This is a genomic window from Polaribacter sp. P097 (assembly GCF_036864555.1).
GTDB lineage: Bacteria > Bacteroidota > Bacteroidia > Flavobacteriales > Flavobacteriaceae > Polaribacter.
Window position 1 is genome coordinate 42,756 of sequence record NZ_JAZETJ010000003.1, and the last position, 23,742, is coordinate 66,497.

At 30.5% G+C, this 23,742-nt stretch carries 18 protein-coding genes; 15 read left to right on the plus strand and 3 right to left on the minus strand.

From position 1 onward, the window contains the following. The first annotated feature begins 2 nt into the window (after positions 1 to 2). The 9 genes from V7R38_RS11920 (at position 3) to V7R38_RS11960 (ending at position 11,644) form a co-directional block, all read left to right on the plus strand. A complete protein-coding gene (locus V7R38_RS11920) occupies positions 3 to 1,058 on the plus strand; it encodes a Gfo/Idh/MocA family protein (RefSeq protein WP_334058736.1) in 1,056 nt (351 codons plus the stop codon). Between the two features lie 3 nt (positions 1,059 to 1,061). Continuing rightward, complete coding sequence (locus tag V7R38_RS11925) at positions 1,062 to 2,591, plus strand: hypothetical protein (RefSeq protein ID WP_334058738.1); 1,530 nt, start codon at positions 1,062 to 1,064, stop codon at positions 2,589 to 2,591. 232 nt (positions 2,592 to 2,823) lie between these two features. After that, a complete protein-coding gene (locus tag V7R38_RS11930) occupies positions 2,824 to 3,906 on the plus strand; it encodes a glycosyltransferase family 4 protein (RefSeq protein ID WP_334058740.1) in 1,083 nt (360 codons plus the stop codon). Continuing rightward, entirely contained in the window at positions 3,906 to 4,649 is a 744-nt protein-coding gene (locus V7R38_RS11935) for a glycosyltransferase family 2 protein (RefSeq protein ID WP_334058742.1), read from the plus strand. Before V7R38_RS11930 ends, V7R38_RS11935 begins: the two co-directional genes overlap by 1 nt. Beyond that, positions 4,649 to 5,533, plus strand: coding sequence for an NAD-dependent epimerase/dehydratase family protein (locus tag V7R38_RS11940; RefSeq protein ID WP_334058744.1), 885 nt, complete (start codon positions 4,649 to 4,651; stop codon positions 5,531 to 5,533). Before V7R38_RS11935 ends, V7R38_RS11940 begins: the two co-directional genes overlap by 1 nt. Positions 5,534 to 5,535: 2 nt before the next feature. Then, complete coding sequence (locus V7R38_RS11945) at positions 5,536 to 6,495, plus strand: MraY family glycosyltransferase (RefSeq protein WP_334058746.1); 960 nt, start codon at positions 5,536 to 5,538, stop codon at positions 6,493 to 6,495. A 77-nt stretch (positions 6,496 to 6,572) separates the two neighbouring features. After that, positions 6,573 to 8,462: a polysaccharide biosynthesis protein gene (locus V7R38_RS11950; RefSeq protein ID WP_334058747.1), complete on the plus strand. Its 1,890-nt coding sequence runs from the start codon at positions 6,573 to 6,575 to the stop codon at positions 8,460 to 8,462. Between the two features lie 43 nt (positions 8,463 to 8,505). Further along, positions 8,506 to 9,270 (plus strand): polysaccharide biosynthesis/export family protein, encoded by a 765-nt coding sequence (locus tag V7R38_RS11955; protein WP_334058748.1) that lies wholly within the window; start codon positions 8,506 to 8,508, stop codon positions 9,268 to 9,270. A gap of 1 nt (position 9,271) precedes the next feature. Beyond that, a complete protein-coding gene (locus tag V7R38_RS11960) occupies positions 9,272 to 11,644 on the plus strand; it encodes a GumC family protein (protein ID WP_334058750.1) in 2,373 nt (790 codons plus the stop codon). 458 nt (positions 11,645 to 12,102) lie between these two features. On the opposite strand, the gene V7R38_RS11965 is transcribed toward V7R38_RS11960, so the two are convergent. Further along, positions 12,103 to 12,843 carry a tyrosine-protein phosphatase gene (locus V7R38_RS11965; protein ID WP_334058752.1) on the minus strand — a complete coding sequence of 247 codons (741 nt, stop codon included), beginning with the start codon at positions 12,841 to 12,843 and terminating at the stop codon, positions 12,103 to 12,105. 136 nt (positions 12,844 to 12,979) lie between these two features. Here V7R38_RS11965 and V7R38_RS11970 point away from each other — a divergent pair, with 136 nt between their 5' ends. Beyond that, a complete protein-coding gene (locus V7R38_RS11970) occupies positions 12,980 to 13,831 on the plus strand; it encodes an N-acetylglucosamine kinase (RefSeq protein ID WP_334058754.1) in 852 nt (283 codons plus the stop codon). Here the strand turns inward: V7R38_RS11970 and V7R38_RS11975 are convergent. Both V7R38_RS11975 and gldJ read right to left on the minus strand, forming a co-directional pair. Beyond that, entirely contained in the window at positions 13,824 to 15,080 is a 1,257-nt protein-coding gene (locus V7R38_RS11975) for a UDP-N-acetylmuramoyl-tripeptide--D-alanyl-D-alanine ligase (protein WP_334058756.1), read from the minus strand. The two genes, V7R38_RS11970 and V7R38_RS11975, sit on opposite strands and share 8 nt — an antisense overlap. Positions 15,081 to 15,148: 68 nt before the next feature. Continuing rightward, positions 15,149 to 16,831, minus strand: coding sequence for a gliding motility lipoprotein GldJ (gldJ, locus tag V7R38_RS11980; protein ID WP_015480878.1), 1,683 nt, complete (start codon positions 16,829 to 16,831; stop codon positions 15,149 to 15,151). Between the two features lie 244 nt (positions 16,832 to 17,075). On the opposite strand from gldJ, the gene porU reads away from it, so the two are divergent. The 5 genes from porU (at position 17,076) to V7R38_RS12005 (ending at position 23,723) form a co-directional block, all read left to right on the plus strand. Continuing rightward, entirely contained in the window at positions 17,076 to 20,432 is a 3,357-nt protein-coding gene (gene porU / locus V7R38_RS11985) for a type IX secretion system sortase PorU (protein WP_334058759.1), read from the plus strand. Between the two features lie 37 nt (positions 20,433 to 20,469). Then, positions 20,470 to 21,597 (plus strand): type IX secretion system outer membrane channel protein PorV, encoded by a 1,128-nt coding sequence (porV, locus tag V7R38_RS11990; protein ID WP_015480876.1) that lies wholly within the window; start codon positions 20,470 to 20,472, stop codon positions 21,595 to 21,597. A gap of 74 nt (positions 21,598 to 21,671) precedes the next feature. Then, on the plus strand, positions 21,672 to 22,154 hold the full coding sequence (gene cdd / locus V7R38_RS11995) for a cytidine deaminase (RefSeq protein ID WP_334058762.1): 483 nt from the start codon (positions 21,672 to 21,674) through the stop codon (positions 22,152 to 22,154). After that, a complete protein-coding gene (locus tag V7R38_RS12000) occupies positions 22,154 to 22,534 on the plus strand; it encodes a group III truncated hemoglobin (RefSeq protein WP_334058764.1) in 381 nt (126 codons plus the stop codon). Before cdd ends, V7R38_RS12000 begins: the two co-directional genes overlap by 1 nt. A 124-nt stretch (positions 22,535 to 22,658) precedes the next feature. Next, positions 22,659 to 23,723, plus strand: a complete 1,065-nt coding sequence (locus tag V7R38_RS12005) for a 3-oxoacyl-ACP synthase III family protein (protein WP_334058766.1) — start codon at positions 22,659 to 22,661, stop codon at positions 23,721 to 23,723. Positions 23,724 to 23,742: the final 19 nt, after the last annotated feature.

Here is a 23,742-nt window from a genome sequence, read left to right on the forward strand (position 1 = left end):
AGATGTTGAAAAGAATAAAACTTTTTGTTCAGAAAAAAATTGTTGCTTATGGGCTACCTTTGGTAAAAAAAGAACCCGATGTCTTAAAATGGGGAATTATCGGCTTAGGAAACATGGCTCAAGTTTTATCGGCTACTATTCATGGAAATAAAGTAGCTGTTTTAGAAGCAGTAGCGTCTAGATCTATAGAAAAAGCACAATCTTTTGCATCTAGGAATGGTAAGTGCAAAGCTTATGGCGGCTATCTTGAAATGGTAAATGATAGAAATTTAAATTTAGATGTTGTATATATAGCTACTCCTGTTAAACAACATTATCAAATCATAAAAGATTGTTTAGAGGCAAAAAGAAACGTCTTATGTGAAAAACCTATTACTTCTAATTTAAAGCAGTTCGAAGAACTTATTCAAATTGCAAAACAGAATGATTGCTTTTTAATGGAAGGAATGTGGATGAAATGTTTACCAACTTTTAAAAAAGCATTTGAGTGGATAGATGCAGGAAAAATTGGAAAAATTGAGTTAATTAAAGCAGATTTCTATAAAAAACAACAAATTAATCCAAAAGATACTATATTTAATGCAAATGAGGGTGGCGGAGTTTTATCAGATTATGGAGTTTATGCGATATCATTTATGACCACCTTTCTTAAAGGTATTCCAGAGCGCATGCTGTTTTCTAAACGAATTTCGTCTTTTGGAATAGATTCTGACTGGCAAATATCAGCTCAAAAAGAAAAAAAGAGGGCTTTTATTAATATTTCGTCAAATTTTTCTTCACAAAGTAAAGCTGCCATTATTGGTGAAAAAGGATCCATAGAGTGGAGTTCTCAATTTAATAGAACTAACAAAATTAGTTTATTTAATTCTAATGGTCATAAAATTGAAGAGTGTGTTTATAAGTATAAATATCAGGGTTTTGAATATGAGGTAGAAGAGGTTACACGCTGTTTGAAGAATAATAAGAAGCAGAGTATACTTGTGTCTTTGAAAGAGTCATTCGATACTCTTACTGTAATAGATCAATTAAAAATCGAACAACCAAATAATAATTTATAGGTGATGAAAAAAATTGATGAATTGGTAAATTTAACACTTAAAACTTGCGAAAACTGGATTAAGGTTGATCAAAATGGTTTACTGTGTTTTATTGATCCAATAGATAAAAAAGAAATTTCTGCACATTATGGTGCTACGCATATAGCTACTGCTTTTATTCTTTTAGGTAATTTAAGAGATGATTTACCTCTATTAAAAAAAGGAAAAACTTTGTTATTAAGTGTCATTAAAAGATGGGATACCAGTAAACTACTCCATAGTTTTCATGCCGATTTTAATAATTTTGCACTATGTGTCGCTTTTGATATATTAAAAGATATTGATTCTGAATTATGTAATCAAATCAAGGAGAAAGTTTGTTCAACTTCTGATAGCAATCATGATACAGTTAATTGGTTGCCAATGCGTTGGTATGTAAATATTAAAAGATATGAATGGACTACAGATGAGAAATATAAGAATATAGGGGAAGCTTGTAGATCTAAAATAAAAAGGGCAACAAACAAAGATGGGGGTATTGAAGATATATTGCCTAAAGGAAAAAGTTTTAATTTACAATACGATTTAGCTACAGTTGCTGTTTTGCAATTTATGAATTGTAGAGGGCTTGAAATAGATCTTTCTAAAGAAATGGGTTTTCTATTAAATTCAGTTGCTCCTGATGGTGATATTAATTATCAAGGAAGAGGAACTAATCAGATTTTTGCTTGGGGCATGTGGCTGTATTTATTGTCTTCTTCACAGGATGATTTAGAGATTAAAAAAGCCATTTCTTTTCTAAGTAATAAAGTTGCTATTATGTTAGAAAACAACAACTTAATGCTTAATAATAGCAAAGGTCAAGAAAAGCACTTGTGGTGGGACTATCATTATAGCTCTGTGTATACTTCCCACTTTTTATTTTGGATGGTTCTATCTTTGGTAGATTTTCAGAAAAAAGCGATTAAAACTAAAACTAGTGAATTAAATGATTCTGGAGTTACTATTTATAGAACAGCCAATTATTTTATTTCTACTTTTAATGGACGAAAAAAATATCTTGCCGAAACTGGTCCAATTATTTCTTCATTTTGGATGAAGAAATATGGAATGATAAATAAAGGAACATTTGGCCCTTGGTTAGGAATGTTTGGAAATAAAAACACTTATGGCAATGTTGTTTTAAGAAATTATATTGGGTTGCTTAAAATTAAACATAACAAAAATTGGTCTAAAAATAGGATTATAAACAGGTTGCTACCTAACATAGAATCAATAAATTATATTAAAACAATTCCAATTATATCAAAGTTCAAAATTAAAGAAGATGGAAACACAATTATAATTAAATTTGATAATAGTAGAAAGGAGAAAGTGGTTTTTAATTTCCCTATTTTAGATTCAATTATAAATATACCAGAAATTAGTTTGCTTGCAGATGGTGAGCCAATGATGGTTGTGAATAACTATAAAATTAAAACTCAATATGGTTGGTGTAGTATTCACCAAAGTAAAATATCTAGTGCTAAGGAGTGGATTTTAAGGATAAAATAAAAATGAAATTGAATATTATTGTAAGATTTTTAAATATTCCAAACGACTGTTAAAAGATGCAATATTTTCAATTAGTATTTCAATAAAAAATGATTTCAAAATTTAATGTAGGATATTAAGTTTTTCTATATACCTAATAAAAAAGATAACATATATTATATTTGCCAATTAGAAGTTTGGATACCGTTAAAATTAATGTAGAATCTTAATATAATCAATTTAAATTTTATTCATGAATAAAAGTAATAAAGTATTGTTTTTTGGGCCATACCCTAATCCTATTACAGGGCAATCTATATCTTTTAAAGAAGTGTTTGATAATTATCAAAAAAAGAAAATACTAATAAATACAACCAGATATAATAATAAGTATATTTCTAATTTTTATAGTATCCTTATAAGTACATATTATTTATTGACAAGAAAAATTGATGTAATTTATTTCACATGTAGTAGAAATAAAGTAAGCGCAATAAAAGATTTTTATTTAATTTTTTTAGCCTATATTTTTAAAATTAGAATTGTAAATCACTTGCATGGGGCTGATTTTAAAACTTTCATTAACTCATATAATTTTTTTAGAAAAGTAGCTTTTTTTTTATATAATAAAGTAAATACTACTATTGTCCTTTTACCATCAATGAAGTCTCAATTTAATCAGTTTACTAAAATGAAGATTAATGTTGTTGAGAATTGTTATTCTTCTGATTACATGGGTTTGGATATAAATTTAAATAGCAAAAAAAATCAAATTTTATATCTTTCAAATTTAATGTACAGTAAAGGTATTTTAGTTTTTTTAAGCTCACTAGACTCTATTTTAGAAACTAATCAAAACACCAAGGTATTTATAGCAGGAAAACCTATGGCTGATGATTTTATGAGCAGAGATGAAATTTGGTATAAGTTTTCTGATAAGGTTGCTTTACTTGAAGATAAATATCCTAATAGAATTATTTATTTAGGAATAGTTCATGGTAAAGACAAACAAAAATTACTAGAAGAAAGCTCTATATTTGTTCTTCCAACCTTTTATAAAACAGAAGCTTTACCTATAAGTATAATCGAGGCTATGAAATTTGGAAATGCAATTATAACTACAAATCATAATTATTTGGCAGACATAGTTTCAAGTAATAATGGATGTTTAATAGAACCTAATAGTGTTGAAGCATTAAAAAATAGTATTTTAGATTTGTTGGGAAGTGTTTCAAACCTAAAAAAGATACAAAAACATAATATTACTGAATCAAGTTTAAAGTATGATTCGGTTATTTTTAATAAGAAAATTTTAAATATCTTAGAGAATAAATAATGAAAGTTTCAATAATTACGGTTTCCTATAATAGTGCAAGAACTATTGAGTCTACATTTAATTCTGTAGCTTCACAAACCTATAAGAATATTGAATATATTGTTGTAGATGGTGGTTCGAAAGACAATACGTTAGAATTAATTAAGGAAAGAAAAACATTGATATCAAAATGGATATCTGAACCGGACAAAGGACTTTATGATGCAATGAATAAAGGAATATTAATGGCTACTGGTGATATTATTGGAATAATAAATTCAGATGATTTATTTTGTGATGATCATGCAATTGAAAAAGTGGTAAGTATTTTAATGAGTGACAATTTAGACTCTGTCTATGCTGACTTATTTTATGTAGCTCAAAATGATACCGATAAAATTGTGAGAAGATGGGTTACGGGTAAACAGAAACCTTTTAGGTACGGTTGGCATCCTGCACATCCAACTTTTTATGTAAAGAAAAGGGTTTATGATAAGTATGGATTATTTGATCTACGCTTTAAACTTGCCGCTGATTTTGAAATTATGCTTCGATTTTTGGATAAATATAAAATAAGTACAACTTATTTGGAGGAGCCTTTAGTGAAAATGCGTTTAGGTGGTGAAACAAATAAAAGCTTTAAAAATATTTATAATCAAAATGTAGAATGTATAAGAGCTTTTAAAAAAAATGATTTAAAAGTCAACAAGTTTTTATATCCATTTTTCAGACTTATACCCAAATTTTTTCAATTTAAAGGATAATGGGAAAAGTATTATTAACTGGTTTTTCAGGTTTTTTAGGAAGTACTATTTTAAACTTTTTAGAAAGTGAAAATTATGAAATTATTAAAGCTGGTCGCAATAAAGAGTCCGATATACAGTTTAATTTGCTAAAAGATACATTACCAAAGGTTGATGTAGATTATGTCATACATGTTGCCGGAAAAGCACATGTCATCCCTAAAACCGAGCTTGAAAAAGAAGCTTTTTTTAAAGTAAACTTTATAGGGACAAAAAATTTGGTAGATGGATTAAATTTAAAAAAGCTAAAAACTTTTATTTTTATCAGTTCAGTTGCTGTTTATGGTGTCGATTCAGGTGAATTAATTGAAGAAAACCATCCACTTAAAGGAAATACTCCTTATGCACTTAGTAAAATTAAAGCGGAAGAACTTCTGATTGATTTTGGAAAAAGAAATAATATTAAAATCGTAATATTAAGATTGCCCTTAATAACAGGGAAAAATCCTGTTGGTAATTTAAGTAGTATAATTAAGGCCATACAAAAAGGATATTATTTTAGAATAGGAAAAGGAGAAGCGAAACGTTCTTTAATATCGGCATTGGATGTTGCTAATGTTATTCCTCATTTATTGAATTTAAATGGTGTTTATAATTATACAGATTGTCATCACCCGGAAATAGCTGAAATAGACTCAGCTATAGCAAGGGAATACAATAAGAAAATAAGAAAATTGCCAAAAATAATTCTTAAAGTTATAGGTAAATTTGGAGATATAATTCCTCTCTTTCCTTTTAATTCAAATAAATTTGAAAAATTAACAAGTACTCTAACATTTTCTAATAGGAAGATTTTAAAAAAAATTAATTATCGCCCTTTAAGTGGTTTGAAAGATATTGTTTAATTATGAAAAACTATATATTTATTATATTAACATTAGGTGTATTATCTTATATCTATTTAAAATTAGCAATTAAATTTAATATAATCGATAAGCCGAATCAAAGAAGTTCACACACGAAAATCACAGTTCGAGGTGGAGGAATTATTTTCCCAATTGCTGTTTTGCTTTTTTACCTTATTTATAATTTTACCTATCCGTATTTAACCTTAGGTATTTTCTTAATTGCGATTGTTAGTTTTTTAGACGATATATACACACTTTCTTCTAAAATAAGGTTTCCATTTCAATTCATTGCGGTATTTCTTATTTTGCTAGAAATTGGTTTACCTTATTCACCCATTTATATATATTGCACAGCACTACTCTTTGGGGTTGGCATTATAAATATGTTCAATTTTATGGATGGTATTAATGGTATAACTGGGTTGTATAGTTTATCAGTCCTATTTGGATTCTATTTTTTAAATGAAAATGAGCAATTACTTCAAAGTGATTTAATAGTATATTCGATTATAGCACTTTTGATTTTTGGATTTTACAATTTTAGAACGAAAGCTTTATTTTTTGCTGGAGATATAGGTAGTATCGCCATTGGTGCTCTGGTGTTTTTTACGGGATTGTATTTTATGTATTATTTAGAATCTCCGTTAATGTTACTTTTTGTTATTGTTTATGGAGGGGATGCTGGTAACACTCTATTGTATCGTAAATTTTTTACTCAAGAAAGTATATTTGAAGCACATCGTCATCATATCTATCAAAAATTAGTAGATAAAACTAGGTTTACACATTTACAAGTTTCATTTTTATATGCTATTCTGCAATTTGGTATTAGTTTAATCATACTAAAAACATATAAGCTTTCCTTAGAAGTTCAGTGGTTATTATTTTTCGGATTGATTTTGGTTTTTATAATCGCTTATATAATAATTTTCAGGAAATTACAGAAAATAGTAGGCTAAATCCTTGTATCACCTGTAAGTATATATTAAAAAATATTGTAAATTCGCACTTTAGGTTATTTTGCCAATTTTCTATTATGCTAAGAAGTTTCTTATTAAAAACATTAAATAAATATGCTTCCAGGTGGTTGGTATTATGTATTGATGTTATCCTAGTTTGTATCTCTTTTTTGTTGGCCTACACTATTCGTTTTAATATTAGTTTAGACTTTAATACAGATACTTTTCTAATTCAAATACCTGTTGTAGCTTTTGTAGCTTTTATTAGTTTTCTCATTGTAGGTTCTTACAAAGGAATTATTCGTCACACAGGAACCAAAGACGCCTTTAATGTCTTTTTGGGGGTAACTATAGCTACTATTTCTTTAGGATTTATGGTTGCTTTAAATTCACTTTTTAAGTTGAATTATTTTACAGTGCCAAATTCTATTATTGTGATTCACTATTTGGTGTCTGTCTTTATTTTAATTATTAGCAGATATGTTTTTAAAGCCTTCTATGATGTAATTTCAACTGAAGTAAATACGATTAAAAATGTGTTAATATATGGTGCAGGTGAAGCTGGAATAATTACCTATGGCGCTTTAAACAGAGACAAAAAATACAATTACGATATTTTAGGTTTTATTGATGATGATCCCAATAAAATTAATAAAAAAATTGATCGTATTAAGATTTTCAGCTTTGATAAAATTAGCAAGGAGTTTGTTGAAAAAAATGAGTTAACAGAAGTCATTATATCCACTCAAAAAATAAGACCTTCTCGTTTATTGGAAATTACAGATCGCTTGTTAGCTTTAGAGGTCGAAGTAAAGATAGTGCCTCCATTGGTAACTTGGATTGATGGTGATCTGCAGGCAAATCAAATCAAACAAATTAATATTGACGATTTACTGGGGAGAGATAAAATTGAAATTAATAATCCTATTGTAAAAAGAGATGTAGATAATAAAGTGGTTTTGGTAACTGGGGCAGCTGGTTCCATAGGATCCGAAATTTCTAGGCAGTTAAGTCGTTATAATTTAAAACACTTAATTTTGGTAGATCAAGCAGAATCTGCCTTATATGACTTACAACAAGAACTACAATTAAATGGTGTTCTTAATTTTTCTGCTTTAGTAGCAGATGTAAGAGATAAAAAGAGAATGCGAGAGGTTTTTAAAAAATATCAACCACATAACGTCTTCCATGCAGCAGCATATAAACATGTTCCATTAATGGAGAAGAGCCCTTATGAAGCGATAAAAATTAATGTTTTAGGAACCAAAAAAGTTGCAGATTTAGCTGTTCGATATAAGGTAGAGCGCTTTGTTATGATTTCTACGGACAAGGCAGTGAACCCAACAAATGTTATGGGAGCTACTAAAAGAGTTGCTGAAATGTATATTAGCTGTTTAAGCAAACAACAATCGGATACAAAATTTACAACAACACGTTTTGGAAATGTGTTAGGATCAAATGGATCAGTAATCCCGCTATTCAAAAAACAAATTGAAAAAGGTGGACCTTTAACGGTAACTCATAAAGACATTACCCGCTATTTTATGACCATACCTGAAGCTTGTAGATTGGTGCTTGAGGCAGCTACAATGGGTCAAGGGGGTGAAGTGTATATTTTTGATATGGGAAAATCTGTGAAAATATTTGATATGGCAAAACGAATGATTTCGTTGTCTGGTTTAAAATATCCGGAGGATATTGACATACAAATTACTGGGTTGCGACCGGGAGAAAAATTATATGAGGAGTTACTCGCCAATGGAGAGAATACCGTAAAAACCTATCATGAGAAAATTATGATTGCGAAAACACAATCATTTCATAAAGAAGGGGTGCAACATGTTATTGAGAATTTACAGAAGCATAAGAATAGTTTGTCAAATACTGAAATTGTAAGTTTAATTAAAACCATAGTTCCTGAATACATTTCTAATAACTCTGAGTTTGAAAAGTTAGATATTAATTAGGTCTATCATTTCAAAATTTGTTATTTTCGCCAAAAACTATTTAATGAAGAAAAGTATCATAGCACTAGTATCGGTATTACTAATAAGCTCTTGTGTTTCTAAAAAAGAAATCATCTACTTTCAAAATGATGAAATAGACCAGTCAAAGGTTTCGAACAGCTACAAAACAATTATTAAACCTGACGATTTATTACAAATTAACATTACTGCCCAAGATTTAAAGGCAGTACAGCCTTTTAATTTGGCAGCGGTATCGTATGCAACGTCTACGAATAGCGCGATAGGCCAAGCACAGCAGCAAATGTATTTAGTAGATACCAATGGAGAAGTCGATTTTCCTGTTTTGGGAAAACTAAAAATTGGTGGTTTGACGAGAGACGAAGTAATTGATTTGCTTAGGAACAAACTGGACCCTGATTACGTAAAAGATCCCAATATCAATATCCGAATTGCGAACTATAAAATATCAGTGTTAGGAGATGTGCAACGACCAGGAAGTTATAATATTCCTAATGAACGTATTACCATTTTAGATGCACTAGCCTTAGCAGGAGATTTAAATATTTCTGGGCAGCGTAATGATATTTTAATTACTCGTGAAGAGGCCGGAAAAAAAGTGCAATACAAGATTGATTTATTGTCAAAAGATATTTTTACATCACCAGTATATTATCTGCAACAAAATGATGTGGTGTATGTAAAGCAGAACTACGCTCGTATTCAATCGGCTTCCGCCAATTCAAATACTTCATTATTCATTTCTATAACTAGTGTAGTAATTACCTTAGTTACTTTAATAACCCGATAATATGAAAGATAATTTGAATAGTTTTCAAAATGAAGATACGGATACTATAAATATTCGTGAAGAGGTTGAAAAATACTTTCGTTATTGGCGTTGGTTTTTGTTAGGAGTAATACTAGCAATTACGATAGCTTTTATGTATTTGCGTTATAGTACTCCTTCGTATAGTGTTTCCTCTACTATAATGATTAAAGATAATCAGAAATCCGGGATTTCTGATGAGCTAAAAGCAGTGGCAGATTTAGGAATTGTAGGAACAGGTTCTACAAATAATACCGATAATGAAATTTATATTATAAAATCTCGCAAAATCATTGGCAATGTGATCGATTCCTTGGCATTAACAACCAAATATTTTGTAGAAGGAAGGGTTAAGCAAACAGAAGTTTATTTAGACGCACCGATTCGTTTGGAATTTATTGATAGAAATCAAGATTTTGAATTAACGGATACTACATTCATAGTTCAAATCTTAGATGCTAAAAATTTCAACTTGTTTGATATGGACAAGGCTTTAAAATCATATTATCAATTTGGTGAACCAATTTCCAATAAGATAGGAACTTTTAAGATTTTACATTCTGAGGATAAATTTAATAAAGATTTCGAAATTTTTGTTTCAATTTTGAATAAGGATAAGTTAATTGATGAATATCTTAAAAAAATAGATGTTTCACCTGTGGATAAAAACTCTAGTGTATTGAATTTAAGTTTAACCAATCCAGTAAAACGAAAAGCAGAGGATATTCTAAACGAATTAGTGATACAGTATAATCTAGATGCTATTTCTGATAAGAATATTGTTTCCGAGAAAACCAAACAGTTTATAGAAGACCGATTAATTAGTGTAGGAAATGATTTAGCCTCAATACAGGATAACGTTAAGAATTACAAAACCAAATTTGGTATTACAGGTTTATCAACAGAGGGCGAGTTGGCTTTGGAAGAAGTAACTCGAAACAACCAACAAATTGTTACTTTAAAAAGTCAGTTAAGCTTAGCCAATTGGATACAGAAAAAATTAAAGGTTCAAGCACAGGACAATGACGTGCTGCCTACAAATTTAGGGTTTACCGATGAAAGTATATCTGCAGCCATTCAATCGTACAATGACTTGGTACTGCAAAAAAACACTTTATTAACAACCGCTGGTATTAAGAATCCACGTTTGATTGAGATACAAAATCAAATAAATACCTTGCAACAAAACTTATTATCGAGTATTGCGAATTTAAAAAATTCGTTAGAAATTCAACTATCGCAATTAAATAATGAAGCGAGAAAAGTGAATGCTAAAATAGCGAACATTCCATTAATCGAAAGAGGGATTATTGATATTGAGCGTCAGAAAGAAATTTACTCGGAGTTGTATTCATATTTGTTAAAGAAAAAAGAAGAGACTGCCATATCATTAGCAGTAACTGTACCTAATGCTAAGATTATTGATTATGCTTATGGTTCAGATATTCCTGTTGCACCTAAAAAGAAAATTATATTTTTAGTGGCTTTATTATTAGGTGTTATTATTCCTTTCGTAATTATCTATCTGAAAAATTTATTAGACACTAAGCTTCATACTCGTAAGGATATTGAACAATTGACTACAGTGCCTTTTATAGGTGATGTGCCACATTCGGAAACAGAACAGAAAATTGTAATTAGTGATAATGCTAGAACAAGTACTGCTGAGGCATTCCGTTTAATTAGAACCAATTTAGCGTTCATGTTGCCTGAAAATACGAATAATCTGGGGAAAACTATTTTTATTACCTCTACTACTAGTGGTGAAGGAAAGTCGTTTATTTCTATTAATTTATCTGCAGCCTTATCCTTATCGAGTAAAAAAGTATTGTTATTAGGAATGGATTTAAGAGCTCCGAAAGTAACAGAATACTTAGGATTAGCCGAACGCAAGGGAATTACGAATTACATAACGAATAGCCAGCTTACTTTGGACGATTTAAAGTTTTCTATACCTGAGATTAAAGGCTTAGATATCATTGCCTCTGGTGTGATTCCACCAAATCCAGCTGAATTGTTATTGACAGATCGTGTAAAACAATTAATGGAAGAAGTAAAGAAAGATTATGATTATATTGTTGTGGATACAGCACCTGTAAACTTAGTTACAGATACTTTGTTAATTTCCAAATATGCGGATATGGTGTTATATGTTTCTAGGGCAAACTACTTAGATAAGAGAATGTTAGTAGTTCCTCAGAAATTATATGAAGAGAAAAAATTACCAAATATGGCTTTTGTTTTGAATGATACAGACATGAAACGTGGCTATGGCTATGGCTACGGTTATGGCTATGGTAATGGTTATTTGGAAGAAGTAACCAAACCTTGGTATAAAAGAATATTTAGTTCTTAATCGAGTAAAAAAGGGAAGCAGTATTGTTTCCTTTTTTTTATTGGAACTTATAAAGAAAATACTATTTGTCATTTCGACTAATACTGAGATTAAAAGGTATTCAATCTAAAGTATTGAGCGAAGCTTAGTTTAGCGGAATGGATAAATTTCTTTTCAACTCTCTTCTTTTTTCCATTGATGAAAAAAGAATCAAAAAAATCTAGACTTATTTTATCATTTTTAAATTCTACAATTTATTCCATTAACGAGTCCAGACCACTGCGCTCTTTGGACGCTAAACATTCTATAAATTTTGAATTTCTACAGATGATAAAAGTATGTCGAAAAAGTAAATTCATAAATCCTACTTCGAATTAAATTTATGTCAGGAAAATAAAAAAATCAAATGATAATTTTGAGATCTCTCCACAAGATCCAAATGATAAATATCAAAGTTGATGTGTTTAGTAAATAACTTCTTACTTTAAAAACTTTAGATTATTTTCTAACAAATGATTAATCTTTTTAAGATTCTTTTTAGTGCTGATACTTTTTAATAAATGCAAATGATTTTTATGATGGGTGTCAGTACCGACAAAATCGTATAAATTTTCTTTTAGTAAACGATCTGCGGTTTTGGTAACACTATCTCCATATTGAGGTGTTAGGGAAAGTAAGTTTAATTGAAACAGACATCCTGCTTTTTTAAGTTTGTAATAAATCTCAAAATTGTTGTGGTAGCTATTGTATCTTTCAGGGTGAGCAAGTACAGGCTTGTATCCTTTTAGCTGAATTTGAAATAAAACGTCAAATAAATTTATAGGTGGACTGAAATAAGACATTTCTACTAAAATATAATTGTCTTTTAAAGTTAAAATATCATCTTTTTCTAATAGTGCTGAAAATTGTTCATCCATCATGTATTCTGCAGCAGCATTTAATTTGATATCTGGTAAACCTTGATCTTTTAAGGCTGCTCTTACTTCTTCTAATTTCTTTAAAATAGTTTCAGAAGAATTAGGGTATACATCTCCTAAAACATGTGGAGTAGTTATAAAGTTTTTAATACCATAAGAAGCCATTTTTTGTATTAAACCTATTGATTGTTCGATATCTTTTGCGCCATCGTCAATACCTGGTAGTAAGTGGGAATGTATATCAATAAAATTAGAAGGGAAAAATTCGGTTAACAGAATTTCTTTCTTTTTAAAAAATAACATAAATATCAAATTATAGTGCAAATTTACAATATTAGAAGGTTCTAATTGTGTTAAATAATAACGAAAACGATTGAAGTTTTTAATACTATTGCTCACTAAAATAACTTGCAATATATTTGACAAAAATAGCAGTATTATGATTTTAATTGCAGATGGAGGATCTACAAAAGCAGATTGGATAGCATTGGATACGAATAAAAATGAAGTATTTCGTGTAAGAACCCTTGGTTTAAATCCGGCTGTTGTAGAGCAAGAGGAATTGAACAACAGAATTGTAAATATGTTTCAACTTATCAATATTAAAGATGAGGTTACTGAAATTCATTTTTATGGAGCTGGATGTGGAACTCCTAAGCCGTCTAAAATTTTACAAGACGTCATGGAAGCTATTTTTATAAATGCTAAAGTACATGTAGCAGAAGATATGTTAGCAGCAGTGTATGCTGCATCAGGTAAAAAACCTGCATTAGTTTGTATTTTAGGAACAGGCTCTAACAGTTGTTATTTTGATGGAAAAACTGTTCAAATGAATACTCCTTCTTTAGGTTATGTCTTGATGGATGAAGCTAGTGGTAATTATTTTGGAAAAGTGCTTCTAAGGGAATATTACTATAACAAAATGCCTAAACCTATGGCAGAGCGTTTTGAAAATGAATTCAATTTAGATGCAGATTACATCAAACAGAATCTTTATAGAATGCCAAATCCGAATATGTATTTAGCTTCTTTTGCGAAGTTTATGTTTGAATTTAAAGAGGAGAAGTACATTAAAAAGATTATTAAAAGAGGCTTTCGGGAATTCTTTAAATATAGAATACTACCTTTTGAGAAAGATACAACTACACCTTTGTACTTCATTGGTTCAATTGCCCATTATTTCAGAGAAACTTTAGAGAAAGTAGCTCAAAAAAACAACCTTCAAATAACTGGAATTATTCAAAGACCCATTGATAATCTATTGGAATATCATAAAAATAATATTATTTAAGTAGCTCTACAACACGTTCTAAGCGCATTCCTCTAGAACCTTTAATGAGTATATAGGAATTATTAGGGATATTATCTTCAAAGTCATTCTTAAAGTCATCAAACGTCTTAAAGAGATTTTCATTTTCTTTAGTTTGATAAAAGTGTTCTCCAACAAAGTAATAGCCATTAAAATTCATTTGGGTAGCCATATTTACAATCTGTTGATGTTCTTGTAAGCTGGCATCACCCAGCTCAAACATATCGCCTAAAATAACAATTTTGTGATCTGCCTTTAAAGCTTGAAAATTCTCTAAGGCAACTTTCATACTTGATGGATTTGCATTGTAAGCGTCTAGAATAATTACATTAGAATTTTGATTGATGATTTGAGAACGATTGTTGGTAGATTCATAACCTTCTATCGCTTCTTTAATAACATCATCCTTAACTTTAAAATAATTTCCTATAGTTATTGCAATTGCAATATTCGTGTAATTATAAGTCCCAATTAAATTACTATTTATAACTAGATTATCATAGTATAACTGCACTAAAGGATTTGCTTCTTTTAAAGCTATACTAGGTTGAAAAGGAATGGTTGTGACATTTTTAGTTTTATCAACCTGAATTTTATCATCAGGATTGATAAACGCAATTTTATTATTCTGCTCTAAAAATTGATACAACTCACTTTTTCCTTTAATGACACCTTCAACTCCGCCAAAACCCTCTAGGTGTGCTTTTCCAAAATTAGTGATGTATCCAAAATCTGGTTCGCAGATATTGCTAAGAAATTCGATTTCTTTTTGATGGTTTGCACCCATTTCTACAATCCCCATTTCAGTATCTATGGGCATAGAAAGTAGGGTTAAAGGTACTCCTATATGATTGTTAAGGTTTCCTTTAGTGGCAATGGTTTTGTATTTTTTAGAGAGTACAGCAAATATCAACTCTTTGGTTGTAGTTTTACCATTACTACCTGTTAAACCAATAATTGTAGCTTTAAGTTGTTTGCGATGATAATTGGCCAATTGCTGTAGTGTCTCTAAAACATTTGGCACTAATATAATGGCATCTTGTGTTTGATAAACCTCTTCATCAACAATAGCATAAATAGCTCCTAATTTTAGTGCTTCTTCTGCAAAACTATTTCCATTAAAATTATCACCTTTTAAGGCGAAAAATATTGTGTTTTTACGAATGTTTCTAGTATCTGTATCTACTAAATAATGCTGTGTATAAAGGTTGTAAAGCTTTGCTATTTCCATAAAATAAAGATAAAAAAAACCTCATTATTTAAAAACAATGAGGTTTGAATTCTTTGATAGTGTATTAATTATCTACTAGGATTTCTTGCTTTTCTTTTTCCGTTAGAAAGTGGTCCTAATTTATCTGTAACACATCTAAACCCAATATAGTTTGTAGCCATATATTCAGGTAAATATCTTCTTTGTGCTGGATCTAACCAGTATTCTCTATCAGACCAAGAGCCGCCTTTATAAACACGAGTTCTATCACTAATTAAAGTAGTTCTCTTTTTATCATCGTTTACTAAAACTTCTCTTCCTGTCACAGGATCAATTTCAACAGTAGGCGATTTTGGTGAGTTGTACATACTAGGTCTTCTAGCAATCTCATCTTCATCATCTTCGTAAAAACGAGTTGAGTTTGCATCTCCATCACCAATATTGGCATTATCTGCTTTTGAGAAGTTTCTTCTTAAAGTAGCATCATTTTTGGTAATTGGTACATATTTGATAGAACCTGGTAAATATCTTGGTACTACTTTACCATTTGGTAAGGTGTCATATTCTATTTCTGCACCACCTTGTTCGCCTGCAAAAACTACATTCCCTTTACTATCTATCATTTTTTTAGTAAATAAATTACCTCTAAAATAATTAAAGTCGTTTGCTTCATTGTCTATAATAGGTCTATAAACATCAGCAACCCATTCTGCAACATTACCAGACATGTCATATAAACCAAATCCGTTTGGAGGATAAGATTTAATTTCATTTGGTATATCTGCTCCATCAGAGCTCCAACCAGAAGGTCCACTATAATCTCCTTTTCCTTGTTTAAAGTTGGCTAGTTGATCACCCCTGTTTCTTTTATTTTTAGCTCTTGTATATTTACCATTCCAAGCATATTTTTTTCTACCTCTAATGTTATTATATTCTCTGTTTTCTACATTTGCTTTTGCTGCAAATTCCCATTCAGCTTCTGTAGGCAAACGAAAACGTTGCGTTAAAACACCATCTGCATTTGTGATTTTTCTTCCTTGAAAAGCATCTTTTGCTGGTCTTGCTTCGCCACGTTTTCTTACAGTTCTTCCAATACCTCTTTTATAAACAGTGGTGTCACCGTCAAATAACTTAGAATCATCAACTAAGAAAACATCTGTATCAAAAAAGTTACTTATGGTATCAATATCAAAAATATTTTTAATGTTCCCTTTGTCAATTAAGGTTTTTAAGTTTACTGCATTTGTTCTCCATTTACAATACTCGTTAGCCTGTAACCAGCTAACACCCACAACAGGATAATCAGCATAAGCAGGATGACGAAAATAGTTTTCAGACAAGATATCTGTATTTCCTAAACTTTTTCTCCAAACTAAAGTATCTGGTAAAATAGAGCTGTAAATGTTTTTGTATTTCGCTTCAGAAGGAGGAAAAACATCTTTCATATATTGTACATATAAAAAATATTCAGAGTTGGTAACCTCTGCTTCATCCATATAAAAAGAACGAACGTGTATTTTATTTGGGGTAGTGTTCCAGTCGAACATTACATCATCTTGTACTTGTCCCATAGTAAAAGAACCACCTTCTACACCAACCATTCCTAATGGAGTTTCTTGGCCATCAAAAGAATTGGCTCTAATATAATTACCATTTTTAGGATCGTTAAAAGATAAACCTGTTAACCTAGATTTATTGGATGAAGAACTTTTACAATTCACAAAAAGTAAACTGACAAAAACTATGAATGTTATTTTAAATATGTTTTTCATTATCTAATTTAAAATTGATAGGGTTTTAATATAATGATGCAATTTACAATAAAAAAATACTTTTATACAAGCAAATATACATTTTTAACGCATGCATTTTCTGCATATAATCTTATAAACGATTGCATTTTTACTTTAGTATAATTTATCTTTGTTACTATTAAAATAACTAAGATATAATTGCGTTATTTTTAAATCTAGAATGATTAAAAAAGGATTCCTATTATTAAGTTGCATGTTTTTAATGCAAAATTCAATAGCTCAAGTTAGTAGTTCTGTACTAGCTAGTGGAGATTGGTATAAGTTTTCTGTGGATACTACTGGTGTTTTTAAGATAGATAGAAATTTATTGCAGCAAATAGGCGTTTCTACCAATAATTTAGATCCGAAGAAAATTCATATTTATGGTAATGGAGGCCAATTATTGCCTGTTTTGAATAGTGATTTTAGATACGATGATCTGCAAGAAAATGCTATTTATATAGATGGTGAACAGGATGGTTCTTTTGATACTAATGATTTTATTCTATTTTATGCAAAAGGCCCTCATGATTGGGAAGTAGATCTTGCCAATGAAACAGCAAGACATAGGCAAAACATCTATTCTGATAAAGCATATTATTTTATAACCGTTAATGAAACTGATGGAAAAAGAATTCAGTCAGAAACACCAATTTCATCAGCTCCTACCAATGTTTTTGCCACTTTTGACGATTATACTTTTTTTGAAAGAGAAGAACGAAGCATTTTGGCAGTGGGTACACAATGGTTTTTTAACGAAGATTTTAATATTGAGAATACCCAATCATTTACAATTCCTTTTACCAATGCAGTTTCTGGAGAAAACATTACAGTAAGAACTAGAGGAGTGTCAAATTCGGTAGTGGCTTCTACCATGGATGTTGTTGTAAATGGGCAAGATGCGTACAGTATAAATTATCCAGCTACAAATCCTTCCTCATTAACCAAAGCATTTGCCTTAGAAAGAAGTGCAGCTTTGAACAATACTTCCGAAAATATTACAGTTTCAATTATCTATAACAGTAATGGAAATCCGTCTGCAAATGCATTTTTAGATTATATAGAGGTAGTAGGAACCAAAAATTTAAGCTATTCTGATTTTCAGTTCTCGTTTCGAAATTTTGAACAAGCAACTGCTTCAGGAACTGTAGCTTATGAAATTACAAATGGAGCGAATGCTTTTCAAGTTTGGGATGTTTCCAATTCCATTAGTCCAAAAAGACTTCAGAATACTTCATCAGGAAACAATTTTACCTTTAATGCAAATGCAGGTGAATTGAAAGAATATGTTGTTTTGGATGCTAATGACTTTTATATCCCTGAAACTGTAGAAAATTCTAGAGTAACCAATCAAGATTTACATGGTTTAAAAGACATCAACTATTTGGTAATTACCAATTCAGATTTGGCAAATGAAGCACAAAGATTGGTAGACTATCATCAAACAAATTCTAATTTGGTTGGTAAAGTGGTGTTGTTAGATGAAATTTACAATGAATTTTCATCGGGTTCTAAAGACATTACAGGAATTAGAGATTTCATCAAGCATTTATACACCACAAATTCATCACCCTCAACTCAACTAAAATACGTTTGTTTTTTTGGTGATTCGTCTTACGATTATAAAGATCGAATTGCAGCGAACAATAATATTGTACCAGTTAAATTATCAACCATAAGTTTTAATTTGGCGAGTTCTTATGTTACTGATGATTTCTTTGTGATGTTAGATGACAATGAAGGTACAATGTCTACTTCACATACTGTGGATGTGGCATCCAGTAGAATTCCTGTTTCTACAATTGCAGAGGCATCTGTTGTGGTAGATAAAATTTTGTCTTATTACAGTAAAGATGCCATTGGTGATTGGCGAAATACAATTACGTTATTGGCAGATGATATTGATGTGGTTGGAGAGGAAGTTATTGAGCAAGGTGTAGAATCTATTGCTGATGAAATTAAGGATAACAAGCCTGTATTTAATGTCAATAAAATTTATGCAGATGCCTTTGTGCAAGAAAACTCTTCAGGAGGTGAACGTTATCCAGAAGTGAATGAAGCCATAACCAATGCCATTGAAAAAGGAACGTTAGTTTTCGATTATTTTGGTCATGGAGGAGAAGATGGTTTTGCTTCTGAGCGTATTTTAGATGTTTCTCAAATTCAATCTTTTAATAATTTAAATACACTTCCTTTATTAATTACAGTTACTTGCGACTTTTCAAGATTTGACAATCCAAATAGAATTACAGCAGGTGAAATTACCTTTAAAAAATCGGATGGTGGAGCTGCAAGTATGATTACAACTACTAGAGAGGTTTTTATTTCTACAGGTCAGCGATTTAATGAGCAGTTAATTCGTGTTTTACTCTCTTTTAACGGAGAAGATTACTCAATTGCAGAAGCCTTAGCAACAACCAAAAATCAATTTAACAGTACACAAAAATTCTTTATTTATTCTTTTGGAGATCCTGCCATGAAATTGGCAATTCCTAAGCCTAATGTAAGAATTACTAAAATGAACGATGTTCCAATATCCCAATCTTTAGACACTATTAAAGCATTGTCAAAAATTAAGTTTGAAGGTGTGGTTACAGACGATTCAAATTCGGTTTTAACCAATTATAATGGAACGTTATCTACCACTGTTTTTGATAAAGTAATTGAAAAAAACACCTTAGATAACGATGGTTTTGGAGTAACAATGGTTTTTGATACACAAGACAGTAAGCTGTTTAGAGGAAAAGCAACTGTAGAAAATGGTGTATTTAGCTTCGATTTTGTAGTGCCAAAAGATATTAAAATTGCTTATGGTAAAAGCAAATTGAGTTTTTATGCTGAAGATGGAGAAGTGGAAAAAGCAGGAGCCAATTTTGATGTTACAGTTGGTGGAATAAATGAGAATGCACCTGAAGATACTATTGGGCCAGAGATTTCTTTATTTATGAATGATGAGTCTTTTATTGATGGTGGTAATACAAATGCATCCCCCAATTTAATTGCAGTTTTGTCTGATGCTAATGGTATCAATACTTCAATTACAGCAGTAGATCATGATATTGTTGCCATTTTAGATGGTGATACTGCCAACCCAATAATTTTAAATGATTTTTATCAAACAGAACTTAATGATTTTACAACAGGAAAGGTAAATTATACTTTAAGAGATTTAGAAACTGGCCCTCACACGTTGAAAATTAAAGCTTGGGATACATACAATAACTCTTCTGAAACAACGTTAAACTTTGTGGTTGTTAGTGATGCCATATTAAATTTAGAAAATGTTTTAAACTATCCTAATCCTTTTGTAAATTACACAGAGTTCTGGTTCAATCATAACAAACCTAATGAGCCTTTAGAAGTTCAGGTTCAGGTATTTACGGTTTCTGGAAAATTGGTAAAAACCATCAACAGAAATGTACAAACAACAGGTAATTTATCTAGGAATATTACGTGGAATGGCTTGGATGATTTTGGAAACAAAATAGGTAAAGGGGTGTACGTTTATAAACTTACTGTAAAAGCTACAGTAAGTAATTTGGTGTCAGAGAAATATGAAAAATTAGTAATACTTCAATAAAAATTAGATATTTGTAATCAATCGTCAAAAGAAGAAAATGAAAAAATTAAGTATTTGTATTGCACTTTGTGCTTTAGTAGGGGTTAAAGTGGGTGCACAAACCAACACACAACAAACAGGTGGTATTACAACTGCAACTCCGTTTTTATTAATTGTGCCAGATGCAAGAGCAGGAGGTATGGGAGATATGGGTGTTGCAACTTCTGCAGATGCTTGGTCATTATTTCATAACCCTGCAAAAACTGCTTTTGGAGACAGACAAATAAAAACAGGTTTATCCTACTCACCTTGGTTACGTAATTTAACTGATGATATTTTTGTAGGTGCAGCTTCTTACATCAATAGGTTTAGTGAAAATGCAGCTTGGGGTGCAGAATTTAGATATTTTAGTCTTGGCCAAATTGATTTGACAGACAATCAAGGTAACCCAAATGGAACCATAAACCCTAATGAATTTGTATTCTCAGGATCTTATGCTTTAAAGCTAAGTGAAACATTTTCTATGGGAGTTGGTTTAAAATATATAAGATCTAACCTCGCTTTTAATGGTACAGCTGGTAATACTTTACAACCCGTAAATTCATTTGCAGTAGATGTTTCTGGTTACTATCAATCTTATGAAGAAAATTATGGAAACTTTAATGGTAGATATCGTTTAGGATTTAACATCGCAAACATTGGTCCTAAGGTTTCTTATACACCTGGTGAAGAAGATTTTATACCTACCAATTTAAAAGTAGGAGGTGGTTTTGATTTTATTTTAGACGATTATAATATCATTTCTACGAATGTTGAATTTACCAAATTATTAGTTCCAACTCCACAGCCTGATGGCTCTGATGAAGAAAAAGGTTGGATTCAGGGTATTTTTGGTTCTTTTGGAGATGCTCCAGGAGGATTTAGTGAAGAATTAAGTGAAATCACTTATGCACTGGGTGCAGAATATTTATACAACAATGCATTTGCCTTAAGAGCTGGTTACTTTCATGAAAGTCAAGATAAAGGAAACAGACAATATTTTACTTTAGGTGCTGGCTTTAAAACCAATGCTTTAAACGTAGATTTATCTTATTTGATAAATTCTTCAGATGTGAATAATCCATTAGAAAACTCATTACGTTTTACATTATCTTTCGATTTAGGAGAAATTTACGACAACTACTAGAATTCAGTTTTTTTTAGTAGATTTAAAAAATAATAAAGCAGTCTAATCAGGCTGCTTTTTTTGACTTTACACATATGAAAAATATCGAAATAAAATCTTCTGCAATAGTATACAATGACATTTCTGAGTTAGACAAGGAAGACAAACAGCTTATGGATAAAGCAATTGAGGCTAGAAAAAAAGCCTATGCTCCTTATTCTAAATTTAGTGTTGGTGCAGCCTTGTTGTTAGATAATGGGGTTGTTGTTTTGGGAAATAACCAAGAAAATGCAGCTTATCCTTCAGGTATGTGTGCAGAAAGAGTAGCAATTTGGAGAGCTGGATCTGAATATCCAGAAATGAAAGTATTAAAGTTGGCTATTTCTGCCAGTTCCGCTATTTCTAAAGTAGACAAACCTGTAGGTCCTTGTGGTGCTTGCAGACAATCATTATCTGAATATGAAATGAAACAAAAACAGCCATTTTCAATTCTATTTATGGGAGAAATGGGTGAAGTAATTAAAACCGATTCTCTTGCCTCTTTACTTCCGTTTTCTTTTGACAGTTCTTATTTATAATGACGCCTGATATATCATCAAAGGCGGATATTCATTTCATCATTACCTCCTTTTATAAGAAATTGTTGAGTGATGCATCTATAAGCCCATTTTTCAAGGAAATTGTAACTGAAAATCAATTGGATGTCCATCTTGAATTTATCACTAATTTTTGGAACGATATTCTTTTTGACACGTTAAGTTATCAAGAAAATGTTATGCAGAAACATCTTAAATCGAATGCAAAAATGGCATTTAAAAAGTCGCATTTTGACATTTGGATATCGTATTTTTTTGAGGTAATTGATGCCAATTTTAATGGTGCTAAAGCTAGCTTAATGAAAAATAGGGCAAGCTCAATTGCAACAGTGATGAAGCTTAAGATGAATATGTATAAATAATTAGGCTTTTTTTTATCAATACTATTTTTTTAAAAGCCTTTTTTGACTTTTCCATTACTATGCATGCATAGTAAATAATTGTAGGTTCATTGTTGTAAATTCGACCTAGAAAAATAAAAACAAAATGATTTCATCAAAAATTACTGGAACAGGTACTTTTATTCCTTCATTAAAAAAGGCAAATAACGACTTTTTAGATTTCGATTTTTTGAATAATGATGGTTCAAAATTTGAGGCTACCAATACTGTGATCATTGAGAAATTTAAAGGAATTACAGGTATTGAAGAAAGAAGGTATGCAAAGCAAACTTACAATACTTCAGATTTAGCATTTTTTGCTGCAGAGAAAGCAATAGAAGATGCAAAAGTAAATCCAGAAGAATTAGATTATATCATTTTTGCTCATAATTTTGGTGATGTAAAACCAGGAGCTATTCAAGGTGATACACTACCAAGTTTAGCTACCAGAGTGAAAGCAAAATTGCAAATTGCCAATCCTAATTGTGTAGCATATGATGTGCTTTTCGGTTGTCCTGGTTGGATAGAAGGTGTAATTCAGGCTCAAGCGTTTATAAAAGCAGGTATTGCTAAAAAATGTTTAGTTATAGGTGCAGAAACATTATCTAGAGTTGTAGACAAACATGATAGAGATTCTATGATTTATAGTGATGGAGCAGGTGCTTGTATTGTAGAACAAACTTCAGAGAAAGATTCAGGAATTTTAAGTCATGCTTCACAAACTTTTGCTAAAGAAGAGGCAAATTACTTATTTTTTGGTGGTTCTTACAATCCACAGAATGATAGGGATGTACGTTATATAAAAATGCATGGTCGTAAAATTTATGAATTTGCAATTACGCATGTACCAAAAGCGATGAAATTGGCCTTAGATAAAAGTGGTTTACAAATTGATGATGTTAAGAAAGTATTCATTCATCAGGCCAATGAAAAAATGGATGAAGCCATAATTAAACGTTTTTACAGACTGTTTAAAACACCAATTCCAGAAGGTGTAATGCCTATGAGTATTCATAAATTGGGTAATAGCTCTGTAGCTACTGTACCTACTTTATTAGATTTGGTTTTAAAGGGGCAAATAGAAAATCAAGAGGTAAAAAAAGGCGATGTTGTAATCTTAGCTTCTGTTGGTGCAGGTATGAATATCAATGCTATTGTCTACAAATTCTAGGCATTCATTAGCAAATTCT

Excerpts from the sequence above, each read along its gene's own strand:
- V7R38_RS11920 (WP_334058736.1), top strand. The coding sequence starts at position 3 with ATGTTGAAAAGAATAAAACTTTTTGTTCAGAAAAAAATTGTTGCTTAT.
- V7R38_RS11925 (WP_334058738.1), top strand. The coding sequence starts at position 1,062 with ATGAAAAAAATTGATGAATTGGTAAATTTAACACTTAAAACTTGCGAA.
- V7R38_RS11930 (WP_334058740.1), top strand. The coding sequence starts at position 2,824 with ATGAATAAAAGTAATAAAGTATTGTTTTTTGGGCCATACCCTAATCCT.
- V7R38_RS11935 (WP_334058742.1), top strand. The coding sequence starts at position 3,906 with ATGAAAGTTTCAATAATTACGGTTTCCTATAATAGTGCAAGAACTATT.
- V7R38_RS11940 (WP_334058744.1), top strand. The coding sequence starts at position 4,649 with ATGGGAAAAGTATTATTAACTGGTTTTTCAGGTTTTTTAGGAAGTACT.
- V7R38_RS11945 (WP_334058746.1), top strand. The coding sequence starts at position 5,536 with ATGAAAAACTATATATTTATTATATTAACATTAGGTGTATTATCTTAT.
- V7R38_RS11950 (WP_334058747.1), top strand. The coding sequence starts at position 6,573 with ATGCTAAGAAGTTTCTTATTAAAAACATTAAATAAATATGCTTCCAGG.
- V7R38_RS11955 (WP_334058748.1), top strand. The coding sequence starts at position 8,506 with ATGAAGAAAAGTATCATAGCACTAGTATCGGTATTACTAATAAGCTCT.
- V7R38_RS11960 (WP_334058750.1), top strand. The coding sequence starts at position 9,272 with ATGAAAGATAATTTGAATAGTTTTCAAAATGAAGATACGGATACTATA.
- V7R38_RS11965 (WP_334058752.1), bottom strand. The coding sequence starts at position 12,843 with ATGTTATTTTTTAAAAAGAAAGAAATTCTGTTAACCGAATTTTTCCCT.
- V7R38_RS11970 (WP_334058754.1), top strand. The coding sequence starts at position 12,980 with ATGATTTTAATTGCAGATGGAGGATCTACAAAAGCAGATTGGATAGCA.
- V7R38_RS11975 (WP_334058756.1), bottom strand. The coding sequence starts at position 15,080 with ATGGAAATAGCAAAGCTTTACAACCTTTATACACAGCATTATTTAGTA.
- gldJ (WP_015480878.1), bottom strand. The coding sequence starts at position 16,831 with ATGAAAAACATATTTAAAATAACATTCATAGTTTTTGTCAGTTTACTT.
- porU (WP_334058759.1), top strand. The coding sequence starts at position 17,076 with ATGCAAAATTCAATAGCTCAAGTTAGTAGTTCTGTACTAGCTAGTGGA.
- porV (WP_015480876.1), top strand. The coding sequence starts at position 20,470 with ATGAAAAAATTAAGTATTTGTATTGCACTTTGTGCTTTAGTAGGGGTT.
- cdd (WP_334058762.1), top strand. The coding sequence starts at position 21,672 with ATGAAAAATATCGAAATAAAATCTTCTGCAATAGTATACAATGACATT.
- V7R38_RS12000 (WP_334058764.1), top strand. The coding sequence starts at position 22,154 with ATGACGCCTGATATATCATCAAAGGCGGATATTCATTTCATCATTACC.
- V7R38_RS12005 (WP_334058766.1), top strand. The coding sequence starts at position 22,659 with ATGATTTCATCAAAAATTACTGGAACAGGTACTTTTATTCCTTCATTA.